We start from the raw sequence: 25,680 nt of genomic DNA, 5'->3' as shown, positions 1-25,680 counted from the left end.
AGATGGCAATATTTACCATCTCTTTTCTGAGTTAGGGTTATTTATTAGATTAAATTTCGGTTAATTAAATGCTTGTTGGCAATAGAATTCATTGCCAACTTTTTTGGCTTCTTCACAAGCCTGTTTCATTAATTCGTCAGCTTTTTGCTTATTTTGTTCGATAATATGATATTGACCAGAGAACATAAAAGAGGCCATTGCTTGAGCAAATCCTTCAAAAGTTATTTCGTTGGCTTTTGCAAACCACATATTCGCTTTTTTAGTATCTACAGGGACATTACCTACTCCGCTATAAAGAACACCTAACCAAATCGGCGCATAAACCAGTTCAGGTTGATGCGTTGCTGCGGCTTCTTCTAATAACGCAATTGCTTTTTTATAATCGGTTTCACCAGATAAAGGTGCTATCAGCGCTGTTGCTAGACTTATTTTTCCTCTTATGCTTCCTTTATTCGCTGCGATTGTTGCTAATTTTCTTGCATCAACATAATGATTTTTAAAATAAGGGTCAGTATTAAATAAATAGAGATCAGCAAGTAGTGCGTAGGCATCGGCATAATCATTTTTTATGGCTTCATTAGCCCACAGTTGTGCATTGAAGAGATTTTTTTCTACACCCGTTCCCATTAAATACATTTCAGCCAATTGATATTGAGCTTGTGCATTATGGTTTAGTGCTTCTGTGCGGGTTTGTTCAAACACTCTTTTTTCTTGTTCTTCAAAATTAGCATGCAAAGAAAAAGAGAAGAAAAGGGTCATTAAACTGATAAAGGTCGAAATAGATTTAATAAATGTCATGTAGAGTACCGTTTGTAATGATTTTGAAAATCTTACCAATAATAATGGTATAAAAGCAGTTTATTTCTTCGACTTAATCAAACAAATAACAATATTGGGAGAGCGATAATGGCGATTGACCTTAGCAATCTTGTCACTGAAAGTAGAAATCATAACAGTGAAAATATAGACACACTTTCAACATTCGATATGCTAAAAGTCATCAATAATGAAGATAAAAAAGTGCCATTAGCAGTCGAGAAAGCGTTACCTGAAATTGCTCAATTAGTTGATAAAGTTGCAATTGCTTTTTCTCAAGGTGGTCGCCTTATTTATTGCGGAGCAGGTACATCGGGACGATTAGGGATTTTAGATGCCAGTGAATGCCCTCCAACTTATGGTACACCTCATGATATGGTGATTGGTTTAATTGCTGGTGGACACAAGGCTATTTTACAAGCTGTCGAGAATGCAGAAGATAATATTCAATTAGGTGAACAAGATTTACGCCAACTTAATTTTAATGAAAAAGATGTATTAGTGGGTATTGCTGCGAGTGGCAGAACCCCTTATGTCATTGGTGCTTTAAATTATGCAAAATCATTAGGGGCGACAACAGGTGCCATCAGCTGTAATCCTGAAAGCCCTATTGCACAAATTGCAGATATCGCTATTACACCGATTGTGGGAGCCGAGGTAGTCACGGGATCATCACGAATGAAAGCGGGCACAGCACAAAAACTTATTCTTAATATGATCACGACAGGTGCGATGATAAAAATCGGCAAAGTGTTTGGTAATTTGATGGTGGATGTTGAAGCCACCAATGCCAAGCTTGTTGAGCGCCAAGTTCGTATTGTGATGCAAGCAACAGAGTGTGAAAGAGCTATTGCAGAAGAAGCGTTATCACAATGTCAGCGTCACTGTAAAACGGCAATTTTGATGATCTTAGCAAACGTAGATGCACAGCAAGCCACGCAGATGCTTAACCAAAATAAAGGATTTATTAGAAAGGCGTTGGGTGAGTGATTTTCATTTATTAAAGAGAATGTTAAATTTTATTCTTGATAAAAGCCAGCTAATACAAGATATTGGCTGGCTTAATGATGGGCTGTAAACAGCTAAGAAATCTTACTCAATATTTTGGATCTGCTCGCGCATTTGTTCAATTAAAACTTTTAATTCAATGGCTGAATTGGTGACTTCAGTATTAATTGATTTTGAGGCTAATGTGTTGGATTCACGGTTAAATTCTTGCATCATAAAGTCAAGACGACGACCTACCGCTTCTTTTTTAACAAGAATTTTGCGCGTTTCTTTAACGTGAGCTTCTAATCTATCCAATTCTTCTGCGACATCTAAGCGTTGCGCTAACATCACTAACTCTTGTTCTAAACGATTATTATCAATTTGAACCTGTGCTTCTTCTAATTTGCTGGTTAAGCGCTCGCGTTGCCATTGTAAAATTTCTGGCATTTGAGCTCTTACTTTAACGACTTCTGCGCTAACCGCATCTAAACGTTGCTCGATAAGTTCTTTGAGTGATTGTCCTTCGGCTTCACGACTAGCAATAAAAGCATCGATTGCTAGATCTAATTCGGCTAAAAGTTCAGTACCAATCGCATCTAAGTCTTGCTCTTGTGCTGAAATCACACCCGGCCAACGTAAAATATCAAAAGGGCTGATAGTGCCTTCATGGCTATGGCTTTTTACCCAATTTGCAGAAACAATCAGTTGTTTTGCGAGATTTTCATCAAGATTTAATTCACCTTGAAAGCGAGCATTAAGATCAAAACGTAAGTTACATTCAATTTTACCGCGCGTTAAGCGATTACGTAGACGTTCACGAATAACAGGCTCTAAACTACGTAATTGCTCAGGTAAACGAATATAAGTTTCAAGGTAGCGCTGGTTTACGGAACGCAGTTCCCAAGCGGCAGTGCCCCAGTCTTTTTTGATGTCTCGGCGAGCAAAAGCGGTCATGCTACGGATCATAATAGGGTCTCAATAATGTAAAAGATGATATGATTATAACCCTATGCATCAATACAAGGATAGGCATAAGCCATTTTAGGTCGTATAATGCGCCCCCAATATGTCAGAGAAAGCGGAGATAACACCATGCGTCCAGCAGACAGACAAGCAAACCAAGTACGCCCTATTACCATTACTCGCCACTATACAAAACATGCTGAAGGTTCTGTATTAGTCGAATTTGGTGATACTAAAGTCTTGTGTAATGCCACTGTAGAAGACGGTGTACCTCGTTTTCTGAAAGGACAAGGGCAAGGATGGGTGACCGCAGAATACGGCATGCTTCCTCGCGCAACAAATAGTCGTAATGCTCGTGAAGCGGCTCGCGGTAAACAAACGGGTCGTACTATGGAGATCCAGCGTTTAATCGCTCGCTCATTACGTGCCGCGGTTGATTTAAAAGCACTAGGTGAATTTACCATCACTGTAGATTGTGATGTTATCCAAGCGGATGGCGGTACACGTACTGCATCTATCTCTGGTGCTTGTGTCGCATTAGTTGATGCTTTAAATAAAATGGTTGAAGAAGGCAAACTGAAAAAAAGCCCTCTGAAATCAATGGTAGCTGCAGTCTCTGTGGGTATTGTTGATGGTGAACCATTATGCGATCTTGAATATGTTGAAGATTCAGCAGCAGAAACAGACATGAATGTGGTGATGATCGATGATGGTCGTATGATTGAAGTTCAAGGTACGGCAGAAGGCGCACCATTTAGCCATGAAGAATTACTTGCTTTACTCGCCCTTGCGAAGGGAGGATTAGAGAAAATATTTGAAGCGCAAAAAGAGGCGCTTAAGCAATAAATTCTATTTTTAAAGGCGACTGAGAAGTCGCTTTTTTTATGCCTAAAATTTGTCATCAAGTAACGTAGAGAGGAGAAAGAAATGAAAGCCTACCAACGCCGCTTTATCGAACTAGCATTAGCAAAAAATGTCCTGAAATTTGGTGAGTTCACGCTGAAATCAGGAAGGGTGAGTCCTTACTTTTTTAATGCCGGTTTATTTAATACAGGGCGTGATTTGGCTTTATTGGGGCAGTTCTATGCGCAAACATTATTAGATAATAATGTGTCTTGTGATGTGTTGTTTGGACCTGCTTATAAAGGGATCCCTATTGCAACTACAACGGCAGTCGCATTGGTTGAACATCATGATATCGATATCCCTTACTGTTTTAATCGCAAAGAGGCTAAAGATCATGGTGAAGGAGGAACATTAGTAGGAAGCCCATTGAAAGGTAATGTAGTGATTGTTGATGATGTCATTACAGCAGGTACTGCAATTCGTGAGTCAATGGAAATCATCAAACAGCATGATGCAACGCTTTCTGCGGTGTTATTAAGTTTGGATAGACAAGAGAAAGGGCGAGAAGAACTTTCTGCAATACAAGAGTTAAAACGTGACTATCAATGCCAAGTGTATTCGATTATTACTTTGGATGATTTAATTAGCTACCTAAGTGAGAGTGAGACTCTGTCTGAGCATTTACCTGCGGTTAAAGCTTATCGTGAACGCTACGGTGTGAATTAATAAAGTTAATACGCGATAAACGAGTTGGCCGATTATAGATAAAAAAAAGCCCTCGCCCAATTATGGGCGGGGTGAGTAGTACAATGAATCTTCTGCGACAATTATCACAGATATTGAAATATAAAAAGGACTTTTACAGCAGGGGCAAAGCGAGTCGCTAATGCCACAATGTAGGAACTGCACGAGTGCCATTCCTGATAAATACATTTAGGTAACTATGTACCAGAGGACGCATGTTAACACAAATAAGAAAAAAACGGCATATCTGTAAATTTCAAATTGTTGAGTTAAATCACGAGTCCATCATTTCATTGTAACTGTGCCAAAATTAATGGCCAGCGGGCTTCAAATTCTTGAGTGGGTTGATAGCGAAATTCTGTGCGTACAAAGCGCGCTAGCATGCCTTCACAAAAAGCGAGTAATTGTGAAGCAAGTAATGCTTCATCATGTAAGAAGGCACTCCCTTCACGAATTTTACGTTCTTTGATAACTTGTCGAAGCTGGACTTCAATGCGTTCATAAAGCTGGTTTATTCGCCCTTGTAATCTGTCTTGTTCAAACATCAAAGCATGACCCGTTAAAATACGAGATAACCCTGGATTTTTTTCAGCAAAACCAAGGATCAAGACAAGAATTAAGCGAATTCTTGCCACAGCGTCTTTTTCGTCTTTTAAAATCAAATTAATACGAGAGACTAAGCTATCTTCGATAAACTCAATTAAGCTATCAAACATTTTGGTTTTACTTGGAAAATGTCGATAGAGCGCAGCTTCAGATACACCAACAGTAGCGGCAAGCTTCGCCGTTGTAATGCGCTGACTACCGTCACTTGATTCCAACATTTGGGCAAGTGACTGTAAGATTTCATCCCGTCTATTTCTTTTCTTTTTGGTTTCTTTTTCTTCTGCCATGACTGATAAGGCCCCTGCTAAAAGCAAAACAAATCAGTAAACCTTTGCACTAAGGTTTTTAGTGCAAAGGGAGTGATATCGTCATTGATATAATTAATGCAAGACGTCTTTATTATTGGCGGCCAGAGTGACCAAAGCCACCGCTACCACGTTCCGTTGCAGTAAAATCTTCAACAATATTAAATTCAGCTTGAACTACGGGCACGATGATCATTTGAGCAATACGTTCACCCGGTTCGATGGTGAATGCTGTTTGACCGCGATTCCAAACTGATACCATAAGTTGACCTTGGTAGTCAGAATCAATCAGTCCAACTAAGTTACCCAATACAACACCGTGTTTATGGCCTAAACCTGAACGAGGAAGCACCATTGCTGCTAATCCTTCATCGGCAATATGTACAGCAAGACCTGTAGGTAATAATTCGGTTTGCCCTGGTTCAAGAACCAATGGTGTATCAAGGCAAGCGCGTAAATCTAAACCAGCAGAGCCTGTTGTGGCATAAGCAGGAAGTGGATATTCTTGACCAATACGTGCATCAAGGATTTTAACATCAATTTTTTTCATCATAATGTTTGGCTATCTCGTCAAGTAGGCGATGGCTAAGTTGTGCTTTACTACTGTGTGGTAAGCGCGTTTCTCCATTAGCCCAAATAAGGTGTAATGCATTATTGTCACTGTTAAAGCCTTGATTTTCTGCTGAAACATCATTGGCACAGATTAAGTCGAGCTGCTTTTGTTCTCGTTTTTTGCGGGCATATTCTTCCACATTCTGGGTTTCAGCTGCAAATCCAACAACAAAAGGACGGTGTTCAACCATTTTTCCAACACTCGCGACAATGTCGGGGTTTTTTACCATAGTGATGGTGACTTCATCACCTTGTTTTTTTATTTTTTCAGTCGCGATAAGTTTAGCGCGGTAATCGGCAACAGCTGCACAACCAATAAAAATATCTTGTGAAGGTGCGATTAACATCACTTGTTCGTACATTTCTTGTGCGCTTTCAACGTCAATACGTTTAACACAAGTCGGTGTCGGTAATGTGACAGGTCCTGCGATAAGTGTGACATCAGCCCCACGTAATGCGGCTGCATGTGCAATTGCAAACCCCATTTTTCCTGAGCTATGATTGCTGATAAAACGCACGGGATCTAAGGCTTCACGAGTAGGCCCTGCGGTTATCGTGATTTTTTTACCGGCAAAATCTTGTGGCGGTAAAGCAAGTTGTTTTTCAGCTAATGAGACGAGAGTTAGAGGATCTAACATTCGTCCTGGGCCTACATCACCACAAGCTTGACTACCAGAGTCAGGCCCCCAAATTAAACAGCCACGTTGTTCTAAAGCAGATAAATTTTCTTGTGTAATTGTGGCTCTGTACATTTGCTGATTCATTGCAGGCGCAATAGCGATAGGCGCGCTACTCGCTAAACAGAGTGTGGTAAGTAAATCATTTGCCATACCCACTCGTAAACGTGCAATAAGATCGGCAGTCGCGGGTGCAAGTAGAATTAAATCAGCCCATTTACCTAATTCAATATGTCCCATAGCGGCCTCTGCTGCTGGATCAAGTAAATCATCAGCAACAGGAAAACCAGAAACCGCTTGTAGTGACAAAGGCGTCACAAATGCATGAGCAGCGGGTGTCATTACAACTCGTACAATTGCGCCTTTATCACGTAAACGGCGTACAAGTTCTGGTGCTTTATAGGCCGCGATACCACCACTGATACCAAGAATAATCTTTTTGTCGTGAAGTGTAGTCATGATGAAATGCCTAAGTACATAAATAATTGCCCGTAATTTTACCACAAGGTAATCGTGAATTCGGAATTCTATGTAACTTCATGTTTTATAGGTTAAATTTTTGCGATTCATCTCGCATAAATTTGATATGTGTCTTTTTTATACAAGATTAGCAGTTTATAGTAAATTAACTGTATAAAACAACAGTTGTTTTGCGATTAGCATTTAATGATGAGTAATGTTTCCCCTAAATCCTATTGCTTATGTGAATAAATAAAATAGATCATTAATGCCACTACCTTTACTTATTAAGGAGTCCACGGATGGAAAATCAATCGATTAGTGAACTTTTACCTAGAGAAAAACTATTACTTTATGGCGTGGAATCACTCACTGATATTGAGTTATTGGCGCTCTTTTTACGCACCGGCACTTATGAAAAATCTGTATTAGAGCTTGCTGCTTTTTTACTTAAAGAATGTGGCTCTCTTTATCACGTTATTAATGCTGATTATGAAACATTAGGGCGTTTTAAAGGTGTTGGCGTGGGAAAGTTTACCCAGTTGCAAGCTATCAATGAAATGGCTCAGCGTTTTTCTACAACACAATTTATGTATAAAAATGTACTTTCTTCTTCCGAAGACACAAAATATTACTTGCAAAAATTACTTCATTGGCGAGACCGAGAGGTGTTTGTGGTGTTGTTTCTTGATAATCAAAACCAATTGATTGCATTTGAAGAAATGTTTAAAGGAACAATTAACCGAGTAGAGGTTCATCCGAGAGAAATTGTCCGTCAATCGATAAAAAAGAATGCAACATCTATCATTCTTGCTCATAATCATCCCTCTGGTCATTCAGAACCAAGCCTTGCAGATAAACAATTGACTGAAAAAATTTTTACTGCTTGTCAGTTGGTTGGCATAAATGTACTCGATCACCTTGTGATAGGGCATGATAACTGTGTTTCTTTTGCAGAACGTGGTTGGTTATAGCAAATATTTTTGTAATTATTGTCAATCTTTATTTGTACGGGTCTTGAGCGTTGAGGCCATTGGGCGTATACTACGCCACCTTTGAGGATCTTGGGTTTGGCGAGAAGAGCCTATCTCAGCAAGTTTTTTCTGAGGTGTTTACACAGTTTTTCAATCGTTAAAAGTTGCTGAGATGGGCTCCAAAGCCTGACGAGGCGGTCAAACCTGATATTAAAGCTCGAGCTGATTAGATTTTTGGAGAATAGACATGTCCCGAGTCTGCCAAGTTACCGGCAAGCGTCCTGTGAGTGGAAACAACCGCTCTCACGCATTAAACGCGACTAAACGCCGTTTTCTGCCAAACCTGCACTCTCACCGTTTCTGGGTTGAGTCTGAGAAACGTTTCGTAACTCTGCGTGTATCTGCTAAAGGTATGCGTGTGATTGATAAGAAAGGCATCGAATCTGTATTAGCAGATTTACGTGCCCGTGGTGAGAAGTTCTAAGGAGCTGAAAAATGGCTAAAGGTATTCGCGAGAAAATTAAACTCGTTTCTTCTGCTGGTACAGGTCACTTCTATACCACTACGAAGAACAAACGCACTATGCCAGAAAAACTGGAAATGAAAAAATTCGATCCAGTTGTTCGTCAACATGTGCTTTATAAAGAAGCTAAAATTAAATAATTTTAGTTTTCTTAAAAAACCCGACCTTAGTGTCGGGTTTTTTGTTATCTGGAGCCCGCTAAGTATAACAAAGTAAAGCTATTGTGATCTTCGCTTACTCTTTAGTTATACTATGGCTCTTTTAAAATCATCGGGTGAATGGATTGCGGATGAGCAAGTCAGTATTATCAATATTACACACAGAGTCATCTTGTGGCTGGGGTGGTCAGGAAATTCGAATACTGACGGAATCTCAAGGCATGATCCGCAGAGGGCACCGAGTTGCATTAGTGTGTTGCCCTACATCTAAAGTTGCTAAGGCTGCACCGGATTATGGTATTGAGGTTTTCACTCTACCGATTGAAAAAAAACGCGGTTCAGCATTAAAAGCACTTCGCCAATGGTTAAAGTTACATCGTCATCAATTTGATGTTATCAATACCCATAGTTCAACTGATGCATGGTTAGTTGCCGCTTCTTGTGCCACATTACGTCATTCACCCGTTATTGTTCGAACTCGTCATGTTTCTACGGATGTTTCACGTTTATTACCAACACGATGGCTTTATCTTTCATCCAGTGCCCATATTGTGACAACGGGTGAGAAATTACGCCAGACACTCCATCAGCATAATAAATTTCCATTAGAAAAAATGACATCAGTTCCTACAGGAATTGATTTGCAACGTTTCTTTCCACAAGATAAACAAAAAGCTAGAGAGAAAATTGGAATACCAAATAAACCGACATTAGGTATTGTTGCGACTATGCGAGTATGGAAGGGACATAAATATTTAATAGAAGCATGGAAATTGTTACATCAGCAGTTTCCAGACTGGCAATTAATTTTTGTAGGTGATGGACCTCAGCGTAAAAACCTAGAGCCAATGGTGAAAGAGGCTGGTTTAGAACAGAGTATCTTTTTCCTTGGTAATCGTAATGATGTGCCTGATTGTTTAAATGCAATGGATCTCTTTGCGTTACCCTCTTTTGGTAATGAAGGTGTGCCACAAGGTATTATGCAGGCGATGGCATGTGGTTTACCTGTCGTGTCAACTACGGTTGGCGCGATTAGCGAAGCAGTTATTGATGGTAAAACAGGATTTACATTAGTACCGCAAGTACAAGAATTATTAACCCGTCATTTAGCTAAATTAATGAGCTCAGATGAATTGCGTGAACAAATGGGAAAAGCAGCGCTTGAACATGCCGTTTCACGATTTAGTTTAGATAATATGTTAGATAAGATGGAAAGGATCTTTATTCAGGCAATCAACAATAAAAATAAATCAGTATGATTCATGTTGATAATAAAGCCGTGAAACGATTATCTCTATTATCAACTTGGTGTATTCATCTTATTGATGAATATTTGTAATACTTTTTAGTGTATAGTCTGAGAAGTAAATGTATCATTTAAGCCAAATAAAAAGCATATGGATCCGAAAAATATATTGGTTATAGCGGTAGCGCGTTTTGGTGATACATTACTTATCACTCCCGTTATTCATGCCTTAAAACAGCGCTGGCCCAATGCTCATATTCATGTATTTGCACATAAGCGTAGCGCATGCATTCTTGAGCATAACCCTGATATTGATAGCATTAGGCATTTTTCTAAAAAAAGGGCGGTTTGGGCTGGTTGGTTACCTCATAAGCCTTATGATTTGGCTTTGGTATACGGTAATGATCGTGATTTGGTGAATTATGCTCGTCGCCAATCTCATCATACCGTTGCTTTTGCTGATATTTCTCAGCAACAAGGCAATGTGACTTGGGTTGCTCGTCCCAAGTCGCCGATAGTTGCACAAAAAGAACGTGCCTTATTAATTAATGCATTAGGGATTTATCCGAGTTGTTGGCAATTGCGTTACTTTATCAATGAGGAAGAAGCGACTTTTGCACAACAGTTTTTAAAAGATAATTCATTAATTAATAAGAATATTATTGGTTTTCAACTGCAAAGTTTTCCAGCTAAAGCCTATCGAGATTGGCCTGTGGAAAATTTTCTACAATTAGCAAAACAGATTATTACCCATGACGCGAGTGCGTACTTTTTGCTATTAGGTAGTAAGGAAAGTGAACAATTATCCATTGATTTAGCTAAACAAATGGGTGAACAACATTGTTTAGCCTTAGCGGGTCAAGTTTCAATGCGGCAAAATGCGGCAATTATGGCGAATTTATCGCTTTATGTTGGGGTAGATACAGGTCCCACACATTTAGCTGGGGCTTTAGATATCCCAATGGTGGCGTTATATCATAGTTATCACCCAGGGTGTTATTTAGCGCCATTACAGCATTCTTGTTGTCAGGTTATCCAGCATCCAACGTCGTTGGACAATGCCCGCCGTGAAGATAATATGGCTGATATATCAGTCGAAGAAGTGTGGGGTGCAGTGCGTAATATCATTGATGGAATGAAGGTGAAAAAGTAATCCATGAAGATCGGTATAATTGATGTCACAATCACCATGTCTTATGGCGGGATCCAAACAGCGGTTTGGGAACTGGCTAAGCAATTGCATGATGCGGGGCATGAAGTTCATCTTTATGGTGGTAATGGCGATATTCGACACAATCTGGCTGGACGCCAAATACAGGTACACACTTATCCTTATACACCGCGAGATAAAGTTATCGATCTTGGTGGTCGTTTTCGTCGTATTGTTGAGCGCTACACTTTTGCACGACACGCTAAAAAAGATGTTATCAATCAAAAATTCGATTGGGTTATTTTAACGAAACCTTTTGATTTTTTTTGGCCTTCTATGATGCCTAAATCATCCTCAACGCGTTTTTGCTATATGAGTGGAGGCACCAGTTTTTTTAAAGGTGATCGCAGATTAGGTAAAAAGATTTCAGCATGGGTAGCATGTAGCCATTTTAATGCTTGGCAAATCCAACATCATTTTAAGCAATTCCCTAGTGTGATTTATAATGGTGTGGATATTGAAAAATTTAAACCTATGACTACCTCGTTACGTGAGCAATTAGGAATAGGTGAGTCTACTTTTTTACTCTCATTTGCTGGACGATTAGTTGGTTGGAAAGGCTTGAGTGTCGCAATAGATGCCATTGAAAAGCTAAAAGGTGAAGATGTTAAGCTCTTGATTATCGGTACGGGTGATGATCTAGAACGATTGAAGAGTAAATCGGTAGCGAAAGGCGTTGCTGAACAAGTTATTTTTCATCAGCCCGTTGAGCATAACCAATTACCTGAATTTTATGCAGCCAGTGATGCTGGTATTTTCCCAAGTACTGGGGATGAAGCATTTGGCATTACGATTGCAGAAGCGATGGCATGTGCCAAACCGGTTATTGCTAGCCATATCGGGGGTATTCCTGAAGTGGTGGGTAATGAGGGCACTGCAGGGTTATTGGTCGCACCAGGCAATGCAGATGAAATTGTGATGGCAGTTAATCATCTTCGCCAATTACCCGACAGAGGTAAAACAATGGGCGAGAATGCACGTTCACGTATAGAAACACGTTATACTTGGCAACATTCTGCACAACGTTTATTACAGACATTGGCGTCATAATAATGAAGATTGCCTATCTTGATCCTTACCCAGTTCCTGACTTACGAGTTGCTTCATTGCAAATATTGCAAAATGTTGATGCTTTTGCCAGAGCGGGGGCACATGTCACTTTAGTTACACCAAAAGGACAATATCGAGATAGCGATATATTAGGTCGTTCAATCCATGCTAATGCAAGTTTAGTTTCCTTAAGAGATATTCGTCGTAAATGGTATTTTCCATTTAATTCACAAAAACTTTTCTCATTACAGATAGCGCGTTGGGTTAAGCAAAATAATGTTGATGCGTTGTTTACCCGTAATTTAAAACTGGCTTGTTATCTTTGTGAAAGCTATCCAGAAATTCCTCTTTTTTTTGAAAGCCATGAAATATTTGCGCAATCTTTTGCCGAGTCTCATTCATTTGAGAAAAAAAAGAATCGTGCTAAATATCATAAGTTATTAAAAATGGAAAAATTGGTTTACAGCCAAGCGACAGGTATTTTTGTTCTTACTTCATTACTCAGAGATGATATTGTTTCGCAATATCAAGTTACTACACCAATAACGGTTGTCCCTGATGGTGTTGATTTACATGCCGCGACGGATTATCAGATTACTCCTTCTTTATTAGATAAAACTATAACTGAAGTGCTGTATTTAGGTAGCCTGCATAAATGGAAGGGTATTCCTACCATGATGCGAGCAATGAAATATCTTGATAACGCACGGTTGAATATCGCAGGGGGAACGCCAGAGCAGATCGGAGGATTAACCTTATTAGCGCAAGAAATGGATGTAAAAGATAAGGTCAATTTTTTGGGGTTTATTGATCCGAAAAAACGCTTTGAAGCGATTGCTCAGCACGATATCTGTGTACTCCCACTGACGTTAACCAGTATTGGAAGCCGTTATACTTCACCACTTAAGTTATTTGAGTATATGGCGATGGAAAAACCTGTGGTGATTTCAGATTTTCCTTCAATCCGTGATGTTGTAGATGAAAAATCGGTAAGTTTTGCAGATAGTGGCGATGCACAAAGTTTTGCAAAACAGATAATACAGTTAAGAGATAATCCACAACGAGCAAGTGAAAAAACCGCCCATGCCCGCTCATTAGTTGAAAACTATTACAACTGGGATAAACGGGCTGAGGTTATTCTAAAGACAATAGAGACGTTAATTCAGTGATCTATTGCTGTTTATCTAACAGTGTTGCTGATTGATTATTGAGTAAAGCGTGTCGCAACGCCAACATTAATCCCACCAAAATACCCACCTGATTGATATAGGCATTTTCAAATAATCCACGCAGTACATAAACACCTAGGAAAGACATAAGTAATACAAGGGATGCTTGGCGAATAATACCTTGGTTTTTTCTTATTAGCTGAATACCTTGGGCAATAATGGAAGAGCAAAAATAGAGAATACCAATCAACCCTAAAATACCACCTGCAAACCAGAAAGCTAAAAAGACATTGTGAGGTCCAATGGATTTTTTGAATTTCCATTCTGGATGCTCTTTAACGCGTTCATTATAGACGTTATGGTAAAGTTGATTGCCATAACCATAGCCTTTTATCGGGTGTTCTAAAATAAGATCTAAAGCTGAACCTTGGGTACCGTTACTAAATCTTAGTCCACTGTCTGATTGATTTAATTTATATTGTAGAGTTTTAGTCGCTCTATCTCCAAAAGGAGTATTTACTATAGATATAAATAATAACAGAGATACTGCAGAACCTATAATTAATAATAACCATTGGCGATTTATTTGCACTATAAATATTATAATTATTGCTAGTGCAATCCATGCGCCTCTTGCCAAAGTCCCCAATATAGTAAATATAAATAAAAAACTAATTATACAGAGAAGAATTAAGTTAATTACTTTATTTTTTTTTGCTAAAAACCAAGCGCATAAAATACATGGAAAGAAGAAAAGTAAACTATAAGAAAAATCTCTATGAGATGGTAGGCTACGCCAAGTAAATGGCCAAATATCCTTTTTTTTATATTCAAAGTAATATAGTAGTAAATCTTTTACCATAATCACTAATAGCCCAATTGCAAAAGCTATCATCACCATTTTAGCAATATCGGTAGGTTTTTCTTTATACAATATAATCGGAAAGGTAATAGAAAATAGCAGTAAGCCATTTAAAATAGGCTTATTTACTTCTTTAATACTAATACTGGGCTCGACAGAAATTAGGATGGAATAACCAATAGTCAGTAATAAAAACAGCAGTGAGAATGACAGGTTATTTTTAAATATTTTGCAGATAGTCTTAAAATCACGTACCAGATACCACAGTGCTGTTGCACCAATCAACCCCATCACAATATTTTTATAGCGAGTGATATCTGGTAAGTAGATCAATATAATGTAAAGCCCAATAATGGATAAATTCCACAGGGATTTTTTACTATAGTCTTTAAACACCATCATAATAATCTGCCATCATCCTTTATACTTTTGATAGAGTGGCGATCATACAATAAAAATGTGTTTATCGCTGTATCTCTTATCTGATAATCATGGAGCAACCTGTGCCTGAATTACCGGAAGTCGAAACTAGTCGCCGAGGTATTGAGCCTCATCTTGTGGGCAATGTGTTGCACTATGCCATTGTACGTAATAGCAAATTACGTTGGCCTGTTTCAGAAAAAATAAAAACGTTACTAGATGAACCTATTTTAAGTGTAAAGCGACGTGCTAAATATTTGCTAATCGAACTTAATACTGGGTGGATCATTATTCATTTAGGAATGTCAGGGAGTGTTCGTATTCTATTAGAGGAACAACCTGAAGAGAAACATGATCATATCGATTTGATTTTTCGTGATGGTAAAGTGCTCCGCTATACCGATCCACGACGCTTTGGAGCTTGGCTATGGTGTGAAGACTTAGCCACAAGCGCTGTATTAGCGCATTTAGGGCCAGAGCCACTTTCAGATGAATTTAATGCCGAATATCTCTATCAACAATCCAAAAATAAAAAAACGGCTATAAAACCATGGTTAATGGATAATAAATTAGTGGTTGGTGTCGGTAATATTTATGCTAACGAAGCGCTATTTTCATCGGGTATTATGCCAGATAGAAAAGCCAATAGTTTAACGCAAGAAGAATGTGCGGTTCTTGTCACGGCGATTAAGCGCGTATTAACCCGTTCTATTGAACAAGGTGGCACAACGCTAAAAGATTTTCTGCAGTCAGACGGTAAGCCGGGTTATTTTGCGCAAGAGTTATTTGTTTATGGGCGTAAAGACAAGCCTTGTTTAATTTGTGGTCAACCGATAGAAAGTATTAAACAAGGGCAACGTAGCACATTTTTCTGCCGATATTGCCAACATGGTGAAAATGAGAGCTAAATTTTACCGAGTTTTTTTAGCATGGCGGTGGTGACAACTTCAGGTAAAAACGTAGAGACATCACCGTCATGGCGCGCCACATCTTTAATTAACGATGAAGAGACAAATGAAAGATTTTGAGAGGGCAGTAAAAATACACTATCAAGATCAGGCGCAAAGTGACGGTTCATATTCGCAAGCTGCCATTCATATTCAAAATCAGAAACAGAGCGGACACCGCGAATTAAAATGGTGGCTTGTTGTTGCTTAGCAAAGTTAGCCATCAGTTCACTAAATCCCACCACTTCAACATTAGGTAAATGGCTTGTCACTTCTCTGGCTAAATTAACCCGCTCTTCTAAGGTGAACATAGGATTTTTACGGGCGCTATCAGCAATCGCTAATAAAACCGTATCAAACATACCTGCCGCACGCGTTAAAATATCAATATGACCATAAGTGATAGGATCAAAAGTTCCGGGATAGATAGCTTTATTTTTCATGATTTACAGTCTTCTGGCTGAGTTCCCATAAAGAGGCGTATTTATTAAAGGTATACTGTGCGTTAACAAATGCCAGTATTAATCCCTGTTTCCCATCTAAAAAACCCATTCTTAACAGCCATGTCTTAAAAAAAGCACCAGCAGTATGGCTTAAGATAGAACTATAACTTGTTGTTCTACCTTGTTGATGGCGTTCTTTTGCCCATTCGGAGGCATATTTTAGCTGTTTTTGCTGAAATTCCATTAAATCACGGCAGGTAAGATGCAGTAGATCACCCTGCAAGGTTTTTACTGTTGCATCTTTTGTTTCTAATGATTCATGCACTAAATTATCGTTATATTGATAATGCTCACGGGCATATAAACGTGTCACTTTATCGGGATACCAACCGCTGTGTTTCATAAATCGCCCCATAAATAAGTTACGGCGAGCACAGTTATAAACGACATTTTCTTCAGGTTGTTGCAATACTGCGAGGATACTGCTTTTGAGTTCAGGAGTGACGCGTTCATCACTATCAATCATAAAAATATAATCACCAGAGGCATATTGCTGCGCTAATTGGCGTTGTTTACCAAACCCAGGCCATTCACTGTTGATAAAGACTTTAGCCCCTTTCTCTGTCGCAATACGGCAGGTGTCATCTTGGCTACCAGAATCTAATACAATGATTTCATCAGCCCATTGTACTGAGTCTAAGCATTCACCAATGATATCAGCTGCATTTTTGCTGATCATCACCACAGAAAGGCGCTTACCTTGGCTCATTAGTGACTCCGTGGAGGAAGATAAGGTGAAAGTAAGGTAAGTAAACGCAGTAATGCCCCTTGATTTTCATGAAGCACTTCAACTGCATGACGACCATAATAACGGCGATAATCTTCATCATTAAGCAATGAAGCAATAGCAGTCGCCATCGATTCACTGTCTGTAACCGTAATTAATCCTTCAGCTTGGTCAAGCTTGGCACAGATATTTTTAAAATTAAAAGTATAAGGTCCCATGATAACAGGGATAGCGTGAGCGGCGGCTTCTAAAGGATTATGACCACCACGCTCAACCAAACTCCCTCCAACAAAGGCTAAATCTGCAATACCATAGAGCAACATAAGCTCGCCCATTGTATCGCCAATAACCACTTGCGTTTGTGCATCTGGCACAGCATCGGTACTTCGTAAGGTATATTTTAACCCTGCTTCGCGCGTTAATTGTTCGGCTTTAGGAAAACGCTCTGGGTGGCGAGGGACTAAAATTAACAAAAGCTGAGGAAATTGTGTCAGTAGCTTTTTATGTGTCTCTAAAATAATGGTTTCTTCACCCTCATGGGTACTTGTTGCTATCCAAACTGGGCGGTGAGCAGCCCATTGACGGCGCAAAGCAACCGCTCTTGCAGCTAACTCTGGGGTGACAGAAATATCAAATTTTAGGCTACCTGTAACATGTAAATGTGAACGTTTTAAACCAAGCTCGATAAATCGTTCACCATCTTCCTGATTTTGAGCGGCAATCAAAGTGATTTTTTGGAGCATCGTTTTGACAAAGCTGCCCAATTTTTGGTAACCCGCAGCAGAGCGCTCTGATAAACGTGCATTAGCAATAATCAACGGGATTTTTCGTTGATGAAGTTTTGAAATTAGGTTAGGCCATAACTCCGTTTCCATAATGATCACCAATTTGGGGTCAACCGTTTTAAGAAAACGATTAACTGAACCGGGTAAATCATAAGGAAGATAGACATGGTAAACATCATCACCAAATGCAGAACGCACACGTTCTGAGCCAGTTGGCGTCATAGTAGTGACGGTAATGGGTAAATCAGGATAGTGATGACGAAGGGCGCGAACAAGCGGCACTGCGGCGAGTGTTTCACCGACAGAAACGGAATGCAATAATATACCCTGAGGGACGACTTTGCCTTTGCAAAAGCCATAGCGCTCTCCCCACCGTTTACGGTAGGCGGGTGCTTTACGGCTGCGTAATAAAAGACGCAACCAAATCAGAGGTTGAATAAGGTAAAGAAGTACCTGATATAAACGCAACAACATGCTATCAAATTCACTTATCTGGACGAACGCTTATAGTATCACACTGTGTGAGAGAAAGTGTGTAAAACAAGTAAGCGCGGATTAAGGAATTAAAGCGATATACTGCTTTAAAATATGGTTTAGTTCAAATTTTGCATAGGATGATGGCAATATTTGAGGCTGTGAATAATACGCAAGGCGAAGTTTTTCTGCGAGAGAGTCACTATCCATTGTAGAGAGGTAATCAGAAAGCTCGTCTGTCATAATTTCGCTGACCCCACCAGGGCATCGAGTACTGACGATAGGCACACCACATATTAATGCTTCAATTAATACAGTAGGAAGCCCTTCACTATCAGAGCTTAATGCAACCACTTTAGCGCCTTTGATTGCAGGGAGAGGGTTTGGGATAAAACCCGCAAGTGTTACTTTCTCCACTAAGTTAAGTTGTTTAATTTGAGCTTTTAATTGCTGTTTAACGGTGGGAGTACCTTCACCTAATATAATGAGTTGGCAAGGTAAATCGGCTTTAGCAAAAGCCTCAATTAATCTGTCTTGTCTTTTTACTTCATGTAATCGACCCACATGCAAGATATAATCTTGTTCGGCAAATGGATTAGAAAGGGTAGCTTTTTGCTGTATTTCTTCAATATTAAATGGGTTATAAATAGTTTTTAGTTGTTCAGCATGAATACCAATGGCATTGATTAGATCATCTTTTACCGCATTAGAAACACAAACGAGATTTTTATCTCGATAAACTCGTTGGATTTTTATTTTTTTCAACCAATATGAAAATCCTGATTTATTACCAAGATAAGATTGAGAGTAAATGCCGTGAATACAGTACCAAACATTGCAGCTTTTTAGTTGTTTAGAGCGACAAACAATACGGTCTGTTTTATGTAAATTAGAAAGAACAAGCGCTGGGCGCCCTTTTTTAGCAAAAAGTTGAGTGAGTACATTATCAAGCGATTTTGCTCTACGCGATATTTCAGTTAATTTTCTAAAAATTCCACGATAGTTATCATGATCAACAATATAATCAATAAAATCAGGTAGTTCATACGCTAATTTATTATGTAAGGATAATAATGTGACTTGGTATCCTGCTTGATGAAAACCATTAGCTAGCCTGAGCGTGACATTTTCAGCGCCACCACCCGGTAATCCATCAATAATAAAAAGTATATGTTGTTGACTCACAAGGCTAATATCCGTTTATAAAGTGAAATAAGCTCGCCTGATAATCGTTGTGGTGTATAAGGGAGAATGGTCTCTCTCGCCACTTGTGACATCTCAGTCCACGCTGTTTCTTTTGGGATCTGTGTAATCGCATCAGTTAATGCTGAAATATCTAATGCATCACAAACAAATCCATTTTTACCATGTTGAATAAACTCTGCACCACCACAAGTCGTTGAGGTGATCACCGGTAAACCACACGATAATGCCTCAAGAATAACATTAGGAAAAGGGTCATAAAGAGTAGGAAGTAGTAATGCATCCGCGATTTGATAAAAATCGAGTGTTTTTTTCTGCATACCTAAAAAGAAAATGCGTTGCTCACAACCTAATTGTGTTGCGAGTTGTTCATATTTACGCTGATTTTTATCACTTCCAACTACTAACAATATAGCTGATGTCTTTGCTATTGCTGAGATAGCAGCTGCTAAGCCTTTACGTTCGAAGCCTGATCCCACATAAATAAAGCAAGGTACATCGTGTGGAATATTATATTGTGTTTTTAAGGTCTCTTTTTGAGAACTTGTTGCAGGTACGAAAGCATTATGGTCAATTGCATTATAAATGACAGTTATTTTATCGGCAGAAACACCAAAATCCTCAATAATTTCATTTTTAACCATCTGTGAATTACAGATAACTTGTTTTAATGCGGGATCGGCATACATCTGTTTTTCTGCATTCATTACATAGCGGTGGTATCTATCATAAAATAGCCAACGCCCTTTCCAATTAGGCAATATTCTTTGGCGTTGTAATAGCCATCGGCGATGTACACCATCACCAGCACGAAAAATATCACAACCTGCGATACGTTCATGGCTTTGAACAATATCAAAATGATTTTCCTGCCAACATGCTCTAGCTGCCTTAGCGAAACCCAATTCTCGGCTAATCCTGCCCAATTTTCGTGGATTGCATAAGTGAATATGCCAATCTGAATTAGTATCACCTTGCCATTCTCGCGTGATCACATTGAGTTCAAGGTCATCGTTGGATAATGCATCTAATGCGCGCGCAATAAAGCGTTCTGCTCCCCCATCTGGGCGATATTTTTGTCTGACAATGGCGAGTCGTAACGGGTGATTCATTAAGATAAATGCCTTATAGCTGTGTTGTAAACCACATCAACCGGAATAGCGGAAAGATAACGTTGTTGGGTGTCTGTCTTTATATGGTCTGGGTGTGGAATATCGTCATAATTGCCTGCCCATATTGTTTCACCTACTGCTTGCCAAGGGTGCCAATGTTCAAGTTTAGAAGGACCAAAAAGAGCAACTAAAGGCGTTTTTAATGCAGCAGCCATATGCATTGCGACAGAATCAACACCAATAAAAAGTCCTGCATTATCAATTAATACAGCAAGTTGAGATAAAGATGTTTGCCCAGCTAAAACCGTTATCACATCTTTGTTTGGGCAGCGTGCCAAAATAGTTTGTATCATCTCTAATTCTTTTGCTTCTGGGCCCGAAGTTAACACTACGGAATAATGATTTTGCTGAAGCTTTGTAATTAAAGTCGCCATTTTATCTTCATCCCAGCATTTGAAAAACCAGCGAGAGGTTGGTTGTATAACGATATAGTTTTTAGGGAGATGATATTTTTCAATAGTCTCAGTTAACCACTGTTTATCTGCTTCGCTATAAGCCATCATAACATCTGAAATAATAGGAATATTAAGTGGAGCAAGGATACTCAGATTTTGTTCAACAGTGTGTAGCTGTCCATGATCTGCCGTAGAGACAATAATATTGTGGCATTTTTTCCAAAACTGACTGTTTTTGCGCTTTTCAAATTCAAAACCTAAGCGCACTTGTGCTTTAGTGACCAAAGCAAAAATTGCAGCTTTCCACTGATCAGCTAAATTAACAACTAAATCATATTGCTGTTTTTGTAATATTCGACCAAGTTCCCACTCTTTTTTTAATCGAGTGAATTTACCTTGATGTTTCCAATTACGATCAAGATAAAAAATATTATTGATGAATGGGTTGTGCTCAAGCATAGGTAATGTTTCTTTGTATAATAAAACATCAATCGTTGCATTAGGATAAGCTGATTTTAATGAGCATATAACGGGCGTCGTTAATAACATATCTCCATGATGTTGGAGTTTAATAACCAGTATTCTATTAAATGATTGATTTATATTAGTCATAATTACTTTAGCTTTAGTGAGATACTCTAATTGTAAACAAATCCACAGAATGCATCTACCATACTGTATTTATATTGATTGAATTGCCGTTTTCTACTGCGTAACATAGAACAATTCATTCAATTATGAACCTATAATCCATAAGTTGGCGGGGAATGCATGACTAAACCAGCATTTATTATCACATTAGATACCGAAGGCGATAATCTTTGGGAAAACGAACGTGATATCACTACACAAAATACGCATTTTTTACCCCGCTTTCAGCAACTTTGCGAGCATTTTCATTTTAAACCCGTTTGGCTAACAAATTACGAAATGGTAATGGATGATGCCTATATTGAGTTTGCTCGTGATGTTATTGCACGTAATACGGGTGAAATTGGTATGCACTTACATGCATGGAATAGCCCACCACTTGTACCTTTAACCAATGATGATTTACATCATCAGCCTTATTTAATTGAATATCCTAAAGATCAAATGCGAGAAAAAATCGCGTTAATGACTGACTTACTTGAAAATAAACTACAAACCAAAATGTTAAGTCATCGAGCGGGTCGTTGGGCATTTAATGAAATTTATGCACAGCTTTTAGTTGAATTTGGTTATCAAGTTGATTGCTCTGTAACACCTAAAGTGGATTGGCGTTTTACCAAAGGTGATCCCGCGCAATCGGGTGGAACAAATTACACTGATTTTCCAAGTCATGCTTACTTTATAGATCTAGAGGATATCACTAAAAAGGGGAACTCTACGTTGCTAGAAGTGCCGATGAGTATTCAATATAAGTACTCACCTTTAATGAATAAATTTAAGCAAGGTTACGATAAATTAAGAGGTAAACAGCGGGCACCTTCTGTAAATTGGCTACGCCCTAAAGGCGGAAATGTACACCAGATGATTGAAGTAGCAGAAAAATCTTTAGCACAAGGTCATGATCATATTGAGTTTATGTTGCACTCGTCTGAATTTATGCCAGGTGGTAGCCCCACATTCCGCACAGAAAAAGATATCGAAGGGCTATATAACGATTTAGAAACGCTATTTAGTTTCTTAAAAGATAAAGTGCAGGGCATGACGCTGGCTGAGTATTATCAAAGTAAAGTACAGGCAAAATAAAATGAAGTTGAAAAAACTGAAATGGGTACATAACTTCTTAAATATCTATAACCCACTTTTTGGCAAGATGAAAAAAACGGATACATTTTCATCAGATATTCAATTTAACAGCATTCTTATTTTTTCAACGACTGCGCTTGGGGATTTTATGTTTAATACCCCAGCGATAAGAGCCATTCGTGCGCATTATCCAGATGCTCATATCACATTAGTTTCGAGTGAGAAAAATAGGTTATTAGTTGAAAGCTATGACCAAATAGACAGTGTGATTTATTGGGATAATAAAATAAAAAACTTACTTCCTATTGCCTTACAGGCAAAAAAATATAAGCCTGAATTAGCTGTAATTTTACATTCTCACCTCCCTTATGATGTGCTATTCGCAGTAATGGCAGGTTGCCAATATATTTTACGTAATACTTTTCATGTTATTCCAGAGTGGTTTCAGAAATGGATTATTGCTGATCATAAACCCGCATCTGGACATGTTATCCAAAGTAAACTTAATCTTATTCGTTATTTGGGAATAGATAGCACGGATACAAGAATGGAATTTCCGTGTGAAATAGAACAATTAGATAAAGGCGAATATCATATTGTTGGATTCCAGATGGGGGCATCAACGCAAGAGCGTAGGTGGCCTATTAAATACTTTGTAGAGCTAGCTCAAAAACTTATTGATAGTGACCCATCTTTACGGATTAAGCTAATTGGTTCACCAAGAGAGTTAGAATTACCAGAAGCGTTTTTTATATTGTTGCCAGAGCAATATCATAACAATATTGAAAATCTAGTAGGTAAAACTTCATTACCTGAGTTGCTAAGTCAGATAAAAATAATGGATGTATTAGTCACAGGAGATACTGGACCTCTGCATTTAGCGATTACATTACAGTGTCCAACAGTGAGTTTATTTGCAACAGCAGATCCTAAATGGACAGGGCCTTATCAAGATCTTCATTTACATACTATTATCAATAAGAAGCTTAGCTTAAATGAAGGAATACAGGCATCAATGGATCTTATAACGGTTGATGAAGTCTTTAATGCAGTCAATAAAACCCTAAAAGGCTAGTGATCTTTAGGGTTTATAAGACTAAATATCAAGAAGGTCGAATATTTGCTGTGGCTTTATCTCACCAATATCTCCACCTTCTGCTTTCACAGACATTTGTGCCTTACCGTAACCGCCGATTAAACCAGGATCGGTAGGGCCAAATAGAGTGATATTCGGTTTATCTAATGCCGCGGTTAAGTGGCTTAACCCCGTATCCACAGAAACTACACTTTTTGCACCAGCAATCACTTGAGCAACATCCGCGAGCGACATTTTTGGCAATACATCAACATAGTCAAAATCTTTAGCTAGGCGGATAGCGCGTTGATGTTCATGCTCTGCGCCCCAAGGTAACTTAATGCGCAATCCTGAATCAGCGAGTAGGGCGATTAATTCTCGCCAATGAGATTCTGGCCAGTGTTTTTCATCACGGGTTGTTGCGTGCAAGAATACCAAATAAGGGCGTTCATCAAAGGATGGAAGTGAGAGAAAATGCTGTGCAATCCCATAATCACCTTGAGATTGTGGAATGGGATAATTTAAGCTCAGCGCAAAGAGTTGGCGAATACGTTCAACCGCATGCATTTTTTTGCTGACATCATGGCGAACATTGTAGAAAAGACTAGCTAAAGGCTCGCGGGCGCATTGACGAGAATAGCCGTGTTTAGTGCCTTTGGCGTAGCGTGTCACTAAAAATGCACTTTTTAGTAAACCTTGTGCATCAATCACAGCATCATAATGATGAGCTTGAATCGCTTGACGAAATTGTGAGCGCTCAGCACGAATAGGCGCACTAAACCAATTTTTACGCCAACGGCGTATTGCTACTGGAATAACAGTATCAACAGCTTGGTGCCAGCTTGGAATTTGTGCAAAGCCTTCTTCAACAGCCCAGTCAAAACGGATATCAGGATACGCATTTATTGCATCAGTCAATGCGGGCAATGTATGTAAAACATCTCCCATAGAGGAGGTTTTAACGATTAATACCCGCTTCACGCTGATGGCTCCGTTGACAACAAGTGTTCAAGTTCCGCAAAGACTTGCTCTGGCTGAATATCAATTAAGCTTTGGTGATAGCCTTGTTCAGCATCCCCTTTACGGATTTTGTGATAACCCGTAATTAAACGGATCACACGCGCTTTATGGGATAACGGAGGTGTAAAATCAGGGCTACTTGGGCCGTAAAGTGCGACTAATGGGCGTTCTAATGCAGCTGCTACATGCATTAAACCAGAATCATTACTGACGACGGCTTTGCAAGACGCAATCAAATTAACCGCTTGTTCAAGGCTGGTTTCACCTGCCAGATTAAAACAGGCTTCACGTGCTTCTGGTGTTAGGGCTTGTTTTATCTCTTCGCCCGCTTCTTTATCTTTTTGAGAGCCAAAAAGGAAAATCTGATAACCCTGCTCAGCAATTAATTTTTGTGCTAAAGCTGCATAATGATAATGAGGCCAACGTTTTGCAGGACCAAATTCGGCACCGGGGCAAAAACCAATGGCAGGGCGCTGTGTAGATAATGAAAATTGAGTCAATGTGGTAGATATATCACGCTCTGTAACCGATAACTTAGGCCAAAGCAGAGGTTGAGGTAAATCTGTCGCTTTTTGGACTTTTTGCTTGTCATAAGCTAGAGCCACATAGCGTTCAACCATCAGCGGGAAGGCATCTTTATCTAAAGGGCGTAAATCATTTAATAGGCCATAACGCATTTCTCCACGCCAGCCTGTACGCTTAGGAATATCTGCAAAGAAAGGGACTAATGCAGATTTAAACGAGTTAGGTAATACATAAGCGTGCGTGTAACCATTTTCTCTTAATTGCTTTCCTAAACGACGACGCTCACCAATCGCTAATGCACCATGGCCTAACGGCATTGGGATGGCATTATCAACTTCTGGCATTTTTTCAAGTAATGGACGGCACCACGCTGGTGCCATCACATCAATCGTTGCCGCAGGATGTAATGCTTTCAATGTACGATAAAGACTTTGAGACATCATCATGTCCCCGACCCATGAAGGCCCTACCACAAAGATTTTCATAAACA

Annotated in this window: 27 protein-coding genes; 13 read left to right on the top strand and 14 right to left on the bottom strand. The window is 39.1% G+C overall.

From position 1 onward, the window contains the following. Positions 1-60: 60 nt before the first annotated feature. Positions 61-798, bottom strand: coding sequence for a tetratricopeptide repeat protein (locus tag ACNARN_RS15320; protein WP_349443258.1), 738 nt, complete (start codon positions 796-798; stop codon positions 61-63). 108 nt (positions 799-906) lie between these two features. On the opposite strand from ACNARN_RS15320, the gene murQ reads away from it, so the two are divergent. Then, positions 907-1,806 carry an N-acetylmuramic acid 6-phosphate etherase gene (murQ, locus tag ACNARN_RS15315; protein ID WP_198630104.1) on the top strand — a complete coding sequence of 300 codons (900 nt, stop codon included), beginning with the start codon at positions 907-909 and terminating at the stop codon, positions 1,804-1,806. 102 nt (positions 1,807-1,908) lie between these two features. Here the strand turns inward: murQ and ACNARN_RS15310 are convergent, their stop codons facing one another. Beyond that, a complete protein-coding gene (locus tag ACNARN_RS15310; RefSeq protein WP_196533674.1) occupies positions 1,909-2,772 on the bottom strand; it encodes a YicC/YloC family endoribonuclease in 864 nt (287 codons plus the stop codon). Positions 2,773-2,898: 126 nt separating this feature from the next. Between ACNARN_RS15310 and rph the strand changes: the two genes are divergently transcribed. Together rph and pyrE are read left to right on the top strand one after the other, a co-directional pair. After that, positions 2,899-3,615 carry a ribonuclease PH gene (gene rph / locus ACNARN_RS15305; RefSeq protein WP_072064701.1) on the top strand — a complete coding sequence of 239 codons (717 nt, stop codon included), beginning with the start codon at positions 2,899-2,901 and terminating at the stop codon, positions 3,613-3,615. Positions 3,616-3,696: 81 nt separating this feature from the next. Further along, on the top strand, positions 3,697-4,341 hold the full coding sequence (gene pyrE, locus ACNARN_RS15300; RefSeq protein WP_099073912.1) for an orotate phosphoribosyltransferase: 645 nt from the start codon (positions 3,697-3,699) through the stop codon (positions 4,339-4,341). Positions 4,342-4,649: 308 nt separating this feature from the next. Here pyrE and slmA read toward each other — a convergent pair whose 3' ends face one another. The 3 genes from slmA to coaBC all read right to left on the bottom strand — a co-directional run bounded on the left by slmA (position 4,650) and on the right by coaBC (position 7,018). After that, positions 4,650-5,252 (bottom strand): nucleoid occlusion factor SlmA, encoded by a 603-nt coding sequence (gene slmA, locus ACNARN_RS15295; RefSeq protein WP_109373373.1) that lies wholly within the window; start codon positions 5,250-5,252, stop codon positions 4,650-4,652. A gap of 112 nt (positions 5,253-5,364) precedes the next feature. Beyond that, the gene (gene dut / locus ACNARN_RS15290; protein WP_088494130.1) at positions 5,365-5,823 is read right to left on the bottom strand and encodes a dUTP diphosphatase; all 459 of its coding nucleotides are present in this window, start codon (positions 5,821-5,823) and stop codon (positions 5,365-5,367) included. Continuing rightward, positions 5,807-7,018 (bottom strand): bifunctional phosphopantothenoylcysteine decarboxylase/phosphopantothenate--cysteine ligase CoaBC, encoded by a 1,212-nt coding sequence (gene coaBC / locus ACNARN_RS15285; protein ID WP_198626401.1) that lies wholly within the window; start codon positions 7,016-7,018, stop codon positions 5,807-5,809. The genes dut and coaBC overlap by 17 nt, the downstream gene beginning before the upstream one ends. A gap of 302 nt (positions 7,019-7,320) precedes the next feature. On the opposite strand from coaBC, the gene radC reads away from it, so the two are divergent. The 7 genes from radC to ACNARN_RS15250 all read left to right on the top strand — a co-directional run bounded on the left by radC (position 7,321) and on the right by ACNARN_RS15250 (position 13,348). Continuing rightward, positions 7,321-7,992, top strand: a complete 672-nt coding sequence (radC, locus tag ACNARN_RS15280; RefSeq protein WP_198620306.1) for a RadC family protein — start codon at positions 7,321-7,323, stop codon at positions 7,990-7,992. Between the two features lie 247 nt (positions 7,993-8,239). Beyond that, positions 8,240-8,476 carry a 50S ribosomal protein L28 gene (rpmB, locus tag ACNARN_RS15275; RefSeq protein ID WP_036914542.1) on the top strand — a complete coding sequence of 79 codons (237 nt, stop codon included), beginning with the start codon at positions 8,240-8,242 and terminating at the stop codon, positions 8,474-8,476. Positions 8,477-8,487: 11 nt separating this feature from the next. After that, positions 8,488-8,655 carry a 50S ribosomal protein L33 gene (gene rpmG, locus ACNARN_RS15270; protein WP_006534250.1) on the top strand — a complete coding sequence of 56 codons (168 nt, stop codon included), beginning with the start codon at positions 8,488-8,490 and terminating at the stop codon, positions 8,653-8,655. 149 nt (positions 8,656-8,804) lie between these two features. Then, a complete protein-coding gene (locus tag ACNARN_RS15265) occupies positions 8,805-9,932 on the top strand; it encodes a glycosyltransferase family 4 protein (RefSeq protein ID WP_198620307.1) in 1,128 nt (375 codons plus the stop codon). Between the two features lie 138 nt (positions 9,933-10,070). Then, positions 10,071-11,072 (top strand): glycosyltransferase family 9 protein, encoded by a 1,002-nt coding sequence (locus ACNARN_RS15260; protein WP_416304643.1) that lies wholly within the window; start codon positions 10,071-10,073, stop codon positions 11,070-11,072. 3 nt (positions 11,073-11,075) lie between these two features. Beyond that, positions 11,076-12,179, top strand: a complete 1,104-nt coding sequence (locus ACNARN_RS15255; RefSeq protein ID WP_198620309.1) for a glycosyltransferase family 4 protein — start codon at positions 11,076-11,078, stop codon at positions 12,177-12,179. Continuing rightward, positions 12,179-13,348, top strand: coding sequence for a glycosyltransferase family 4 protein (locus ACNARN_RS15250; RefSeq protein ID WP_198626439.1), 1,170 nt, complete (start codon positions 12,179-12,181; stop codon positions 13,346-13,348). Before ACNARN_RS15255 ends, ACNARN_RS15250 begins: the two co-directional genes overlap by 1 nt. 1 nt (position 13,349) lies before the next feature. Here the strand turns inward: ACNARN_RS15250 and rfaL are convergent, their stop codons facing one another. Then, complete coding sequence (gene rfaL, locus ACNARN_RS15245; protein WP_198620310.1) at positions 13,350-14,612, bottom strand: O-antigen ligase RfaL; 1,263 nt, start codon at positions 14,610-14,612, stop codon at positions 13,350-13,352. A 101-nt stretch (positions 14,613-14,713) separates the two neighbouring features. Here rfaL and mutM point away from each other — a divergent pair, with 101 nt between their 5' ends. Further along, the gene (gene mutM / locus ACNARN_RS15240; protein ID WP_198620311.1) at positions 14,714-15,538 is read left to right on the top strand and encodes a bifunctional DNA-formamidopyrimidine glycosylase/DNA-(apurinic or apyrimidinic site) lyase; all 825 of its coding nucleotides are present in this window, start codon (positions 14,714-14,716) and stop codon (positions 15,536-15,538) included. Here the strand turns inward: mutM and coaD are convergent. The 6 genes from coaD to rfaQ form a co-directional block, all read right to left on the bottom strand. Continuing rightward, positions 15,535-16,020, bottom strand: a complete 486-nt coding sequence (coaD, locus tag ACNARN_RS15235; protein ID WP_109419621.1) for a pantetheine-phosphate adenylyltransferase — start codon at positions 16,018-16,020, stop codon at positions 15,535-15,537. The genes mutM and coaD overlap by 4 nt on opposite strands. Then, on the bottom strand, positions 16,010-16,789 hold the full coding sequence (locus ACNARN_RS15230; RefSeq protein WP_198626405.1) for a glycosyltransferase family 2 protein: 780 nt from the start codon (positions 16,787-16,789) through the stop codon (positions 16,010-16,012). The genes coaD and ACNARN_RS15230 overlap by 11 nt, the downstream gene beginning before the upstream one ends. After that, on the bottom strand, positions 16,789-18,066 hold the full coding sequence (gene waaA / locus ACNARN_RS15225) for a lipid IV(A) 3-deoxy-D-manno-octulosonic acid transferase (protein WP_349443263.1): 1,278 nt from the start codon (positions 18,064-18,066) through the stop codon (positions 16,789-16,791). Before waaA ends, ACNARN_RS15230 begins: the two co-directional genes overlap by 1 nt. Before the next feature lie 81 nt (positions 18,067-18,147). Then, positions 18,148-19,251 (bottom strand): glycosyltransferase, encoded by a 1,104-nt coding sequence (locus ACNARN_RS15220; protein ID WP_416304642.1) that lies wholly within the window; start codon positions 19,249-19,251, stop codon positions 18,148-18,150. Then, a complete protein-coding gene (locus ACNARN_RS15215) occupies positions 19,248-20,381 on the bottom strand; it encodes a glycosyltransferase family 4 protein (RefSeq protein WP_349443264.1) in 1,134 nt (377 codons plus the stop codon). Before ACNARN_RS15215 ends, ACNARN_RS15220 begins: the two co-directional genes overlap by 4 nt. After that, a complete protein-coding gene (gene rfaQ / locus ACNARN_RS15210) occupies positions 20,381-21,448 on the bottom strand; it encodes a putative lipopolysaccharide heptosyltransferase III (protein ID WP_416304641.1) in 1,068 nt (355 codons plus the stop codon). Before rfaQ ends, ACNARN_RS15215 begins: the two co-directional genes overlap by 1 nt. Before the next feature lie 159 nt (positions 21,449-21,607). On the opposite strand from rfaQ, the gene ACNARN_RS15205 reads away from it, so the two are divergent. After that, the gene (locus tag ACNARN_RS15205) at positions 21,608-22,570 is read left to right on the top strand and encodes a polysaccharide deacetylase family protein (protein ID WP_416304640.1); all 963 of its coding nucleotides are present in this window, start codon (positions 21,608-21,610) and stop codon (positions 22,568-22,570) included. 1 nt (position 22,571) lies between these two features. After that, positions 22,572-23,645 (top strand): glycosyltransferase family 9 protein, encoded by a 1,074-nt coding sequence (locus ACNARN_RS15200; RefSeq protein WP_416304639.1) that lies wholly within the window; start codon positions 22,572-22,574, stop codon positions 23,643-23,645. 21 nt (positions 23,646-23,666) lie between these two features. Here ACNARN_RS15200 and rfaC read toward each other — a convergent pair whose 3' ends face one another. Together rfaC and rfaF are read right to left on the bottom strand one after the other, a co-directional pair. Next, positions 23,667-24,626, bottom strand: a complete 960-nt coding sequence (gene rfaC / locus ACNARN_RS15195) for a lipopolysaccharide heptosyltransferase RfaC (RefSeq protein ID WP_416304638.1) — start codon at positions 24,624-24,626, stop codon at positions 23,667-23,669. Continuing rightward, positions 24,623-25,675 carry an ADP-heptose--LPS heptosyltransferase RfaF gene (gene rfaF / locus ACNARN_RS15190; RefSeq protein WP_198626412.1) on the bottom strand — a complete coding sequence of 351 codons (1,053 nt, stop codon included), beginning with the start codon at positions 25,673-25,675 and terminating at the stop codon, positions 24,623-24,625. The genes rfaC and rfaF overlap by 4 nt, the downstream gene beginning before the upstream one ends. Positions 25,676-25,680 lie beyond the last annotated feature (5 nt).

It is taken from the genome of Proteus sp. TSJ240517, from assembly GCF_047921575.1.
Lineage (GTDB): Bacteria > Pseudomonadota > Gammaproteobacteria > Enterobacterales > Enterobacteriaceae > Proteus.
Note: the sequence above shows the minus strand (reverse complement) of the source record. Positions and strands in the feature narration are given on the sequence as shown.

Coding starts and splice junctions, on each gene's coding strand:
- ACNARN_RS15320 (WP_349443258.1), bottom strand. CDS start 798: ATGACATTTATTAAATCTATTTCGACCTTTATCAGTTTAATGACCCTT.
- murQ (WP_198630104.1), top strand. CDS start 907: ATGGCGATTGACCTTAGCAATCTTGTCACTGAAAGTAGAAATCATAAC.
- ACNARN_RS15310 (WP_196533674.1), bottom strand. CDS start 2,772: ATGATCCGTAGCATGACCGCTTTTGCTCGCCGAGACATCAAAAAAGAC.
- rph (WP_072064701.1), top strand. CDS start 2,899: ATGCGTCCAGCAGACAGACAAGCAAACCAAGTACGCCCTATTACCATT.
- pyrE (WP_099073912.1), top strand. CDS start 3,697: ATGAAAGCCTACCAACGCCGCTTTATCGAACTAGCATTAGCAAAAAAT.
- slmA (WP_109373373.1), bottom strand. CDS start 5,252: ATGGCAGAAGAAAAAGAAACCAAAAAGAAAAGAAATAGACGGGATGAA.
- dut (WP_088494130.1), bottom strand. CDS start 5,823: ATGATGAAAAAAATTGATGTTAAAATCCTTGATGCACGTATTGGTCAA.
- coaBC (WP_198626401.1), bottom strand. CDS start 7,018: ATGACTACACTTCACGACAAAAAGATTATTCTTGGTATCAGTGGTGGT.
- radC (WP_198620306.1), top strand. CDS start 7,321: ATGGAAAATCAATCGATTAGTGAACTTTTACCTAGAGAAAAACTATTA.
- rpmB (WP_036914542.1), top strand. CDS start 8,240: ATGTCCCGAGTCTGCCAAGTTACCGGCAAGCGTCCTGTGAGTGGAAAC.
- rpmG (WP_006534250.1), top strand. CDS start 8,488: ATGGCTAAAGGTATTCGCGAGAAAATTAAACTCGTTTCTTCTGCTGGT.
- ACNARN_RS15265 (WP_198620307.1), top strand. CDS start 8,805: ATGAGCAAGTCAGTATTATCAATATTACACACAGAGTCATCTTGTGGC.
- ACNARN_RS15260 (WP_416304643.1), top strand. CDS start 10,071: ATGGATCCGAAAAATATATTGGTTATAGCGGTAGCGCGTTTTGGTGAT.
- ACNARN_RS15255 (WP_198620309.1), top strand. CDS start 11,076: ATGAAGATCGGTATAATTGATGTCACAATCACCATGTCTTATGGCGGG.
- rfaL (WP_198620310.1), bottom strand. CDS start 14,612: ATGATGGTGTTTAAAGACTATAGTAAAAAATCCCTGTGGAATTTATCC.
- coaD (WP_109419621.1), bottom strand. CDS start 16,020: ATGAAAAATAAAGCTATCTATCCCGGAACTTTTGATCCTATCACTTAT.
- ACNARN_RS15230 (WP_198626405.1), bottom strand. CDS start 16,789: ATGAGCCAAGGTAAGCGCCTTTCTGTGGTGATGATCAGCAAAAATGCA.
- waaA (WP_349443263.1), bottom strand. CDS start 18,066: ATGTTGTTGCGTTTATATCAGGTACTTCTTTACCTTATTCAACCTCTG.
- ACNARN_RS15215 (WP_349443264.1), bottom strand. CDS start 20,381: ATGAATCACCCGTTACGACTCGCCATTGTCAGACAAAAATATCGCCCA.
- rfaQ (WP_416304641.1), bottom strand. CDS start 21,448: ATGACTAATATAAATCAATCATTTAATAGAATACTGGTTATTAAACTC.
- ACNARN_RS15205 (WP_416304640.1), top strand. CDS start 21,608: ATGACTAAACCAGCATTTATTATCACATTAGATACCGAAGGCGATAAT.
- ACNARN_RS15200 (WP_416304639.1), top strand. CDS start 22,572: ATGAAGTTGAAAAAACTGAAATGGGTACATAACTTCTTAAATATCTAT.
- rfaF (WP_198626412.1), bottom strand. CDS start 25,675: ATGAAAATCTTTGTGGTAGGGCCTTCATGGGTCGGGGACATGATGATG.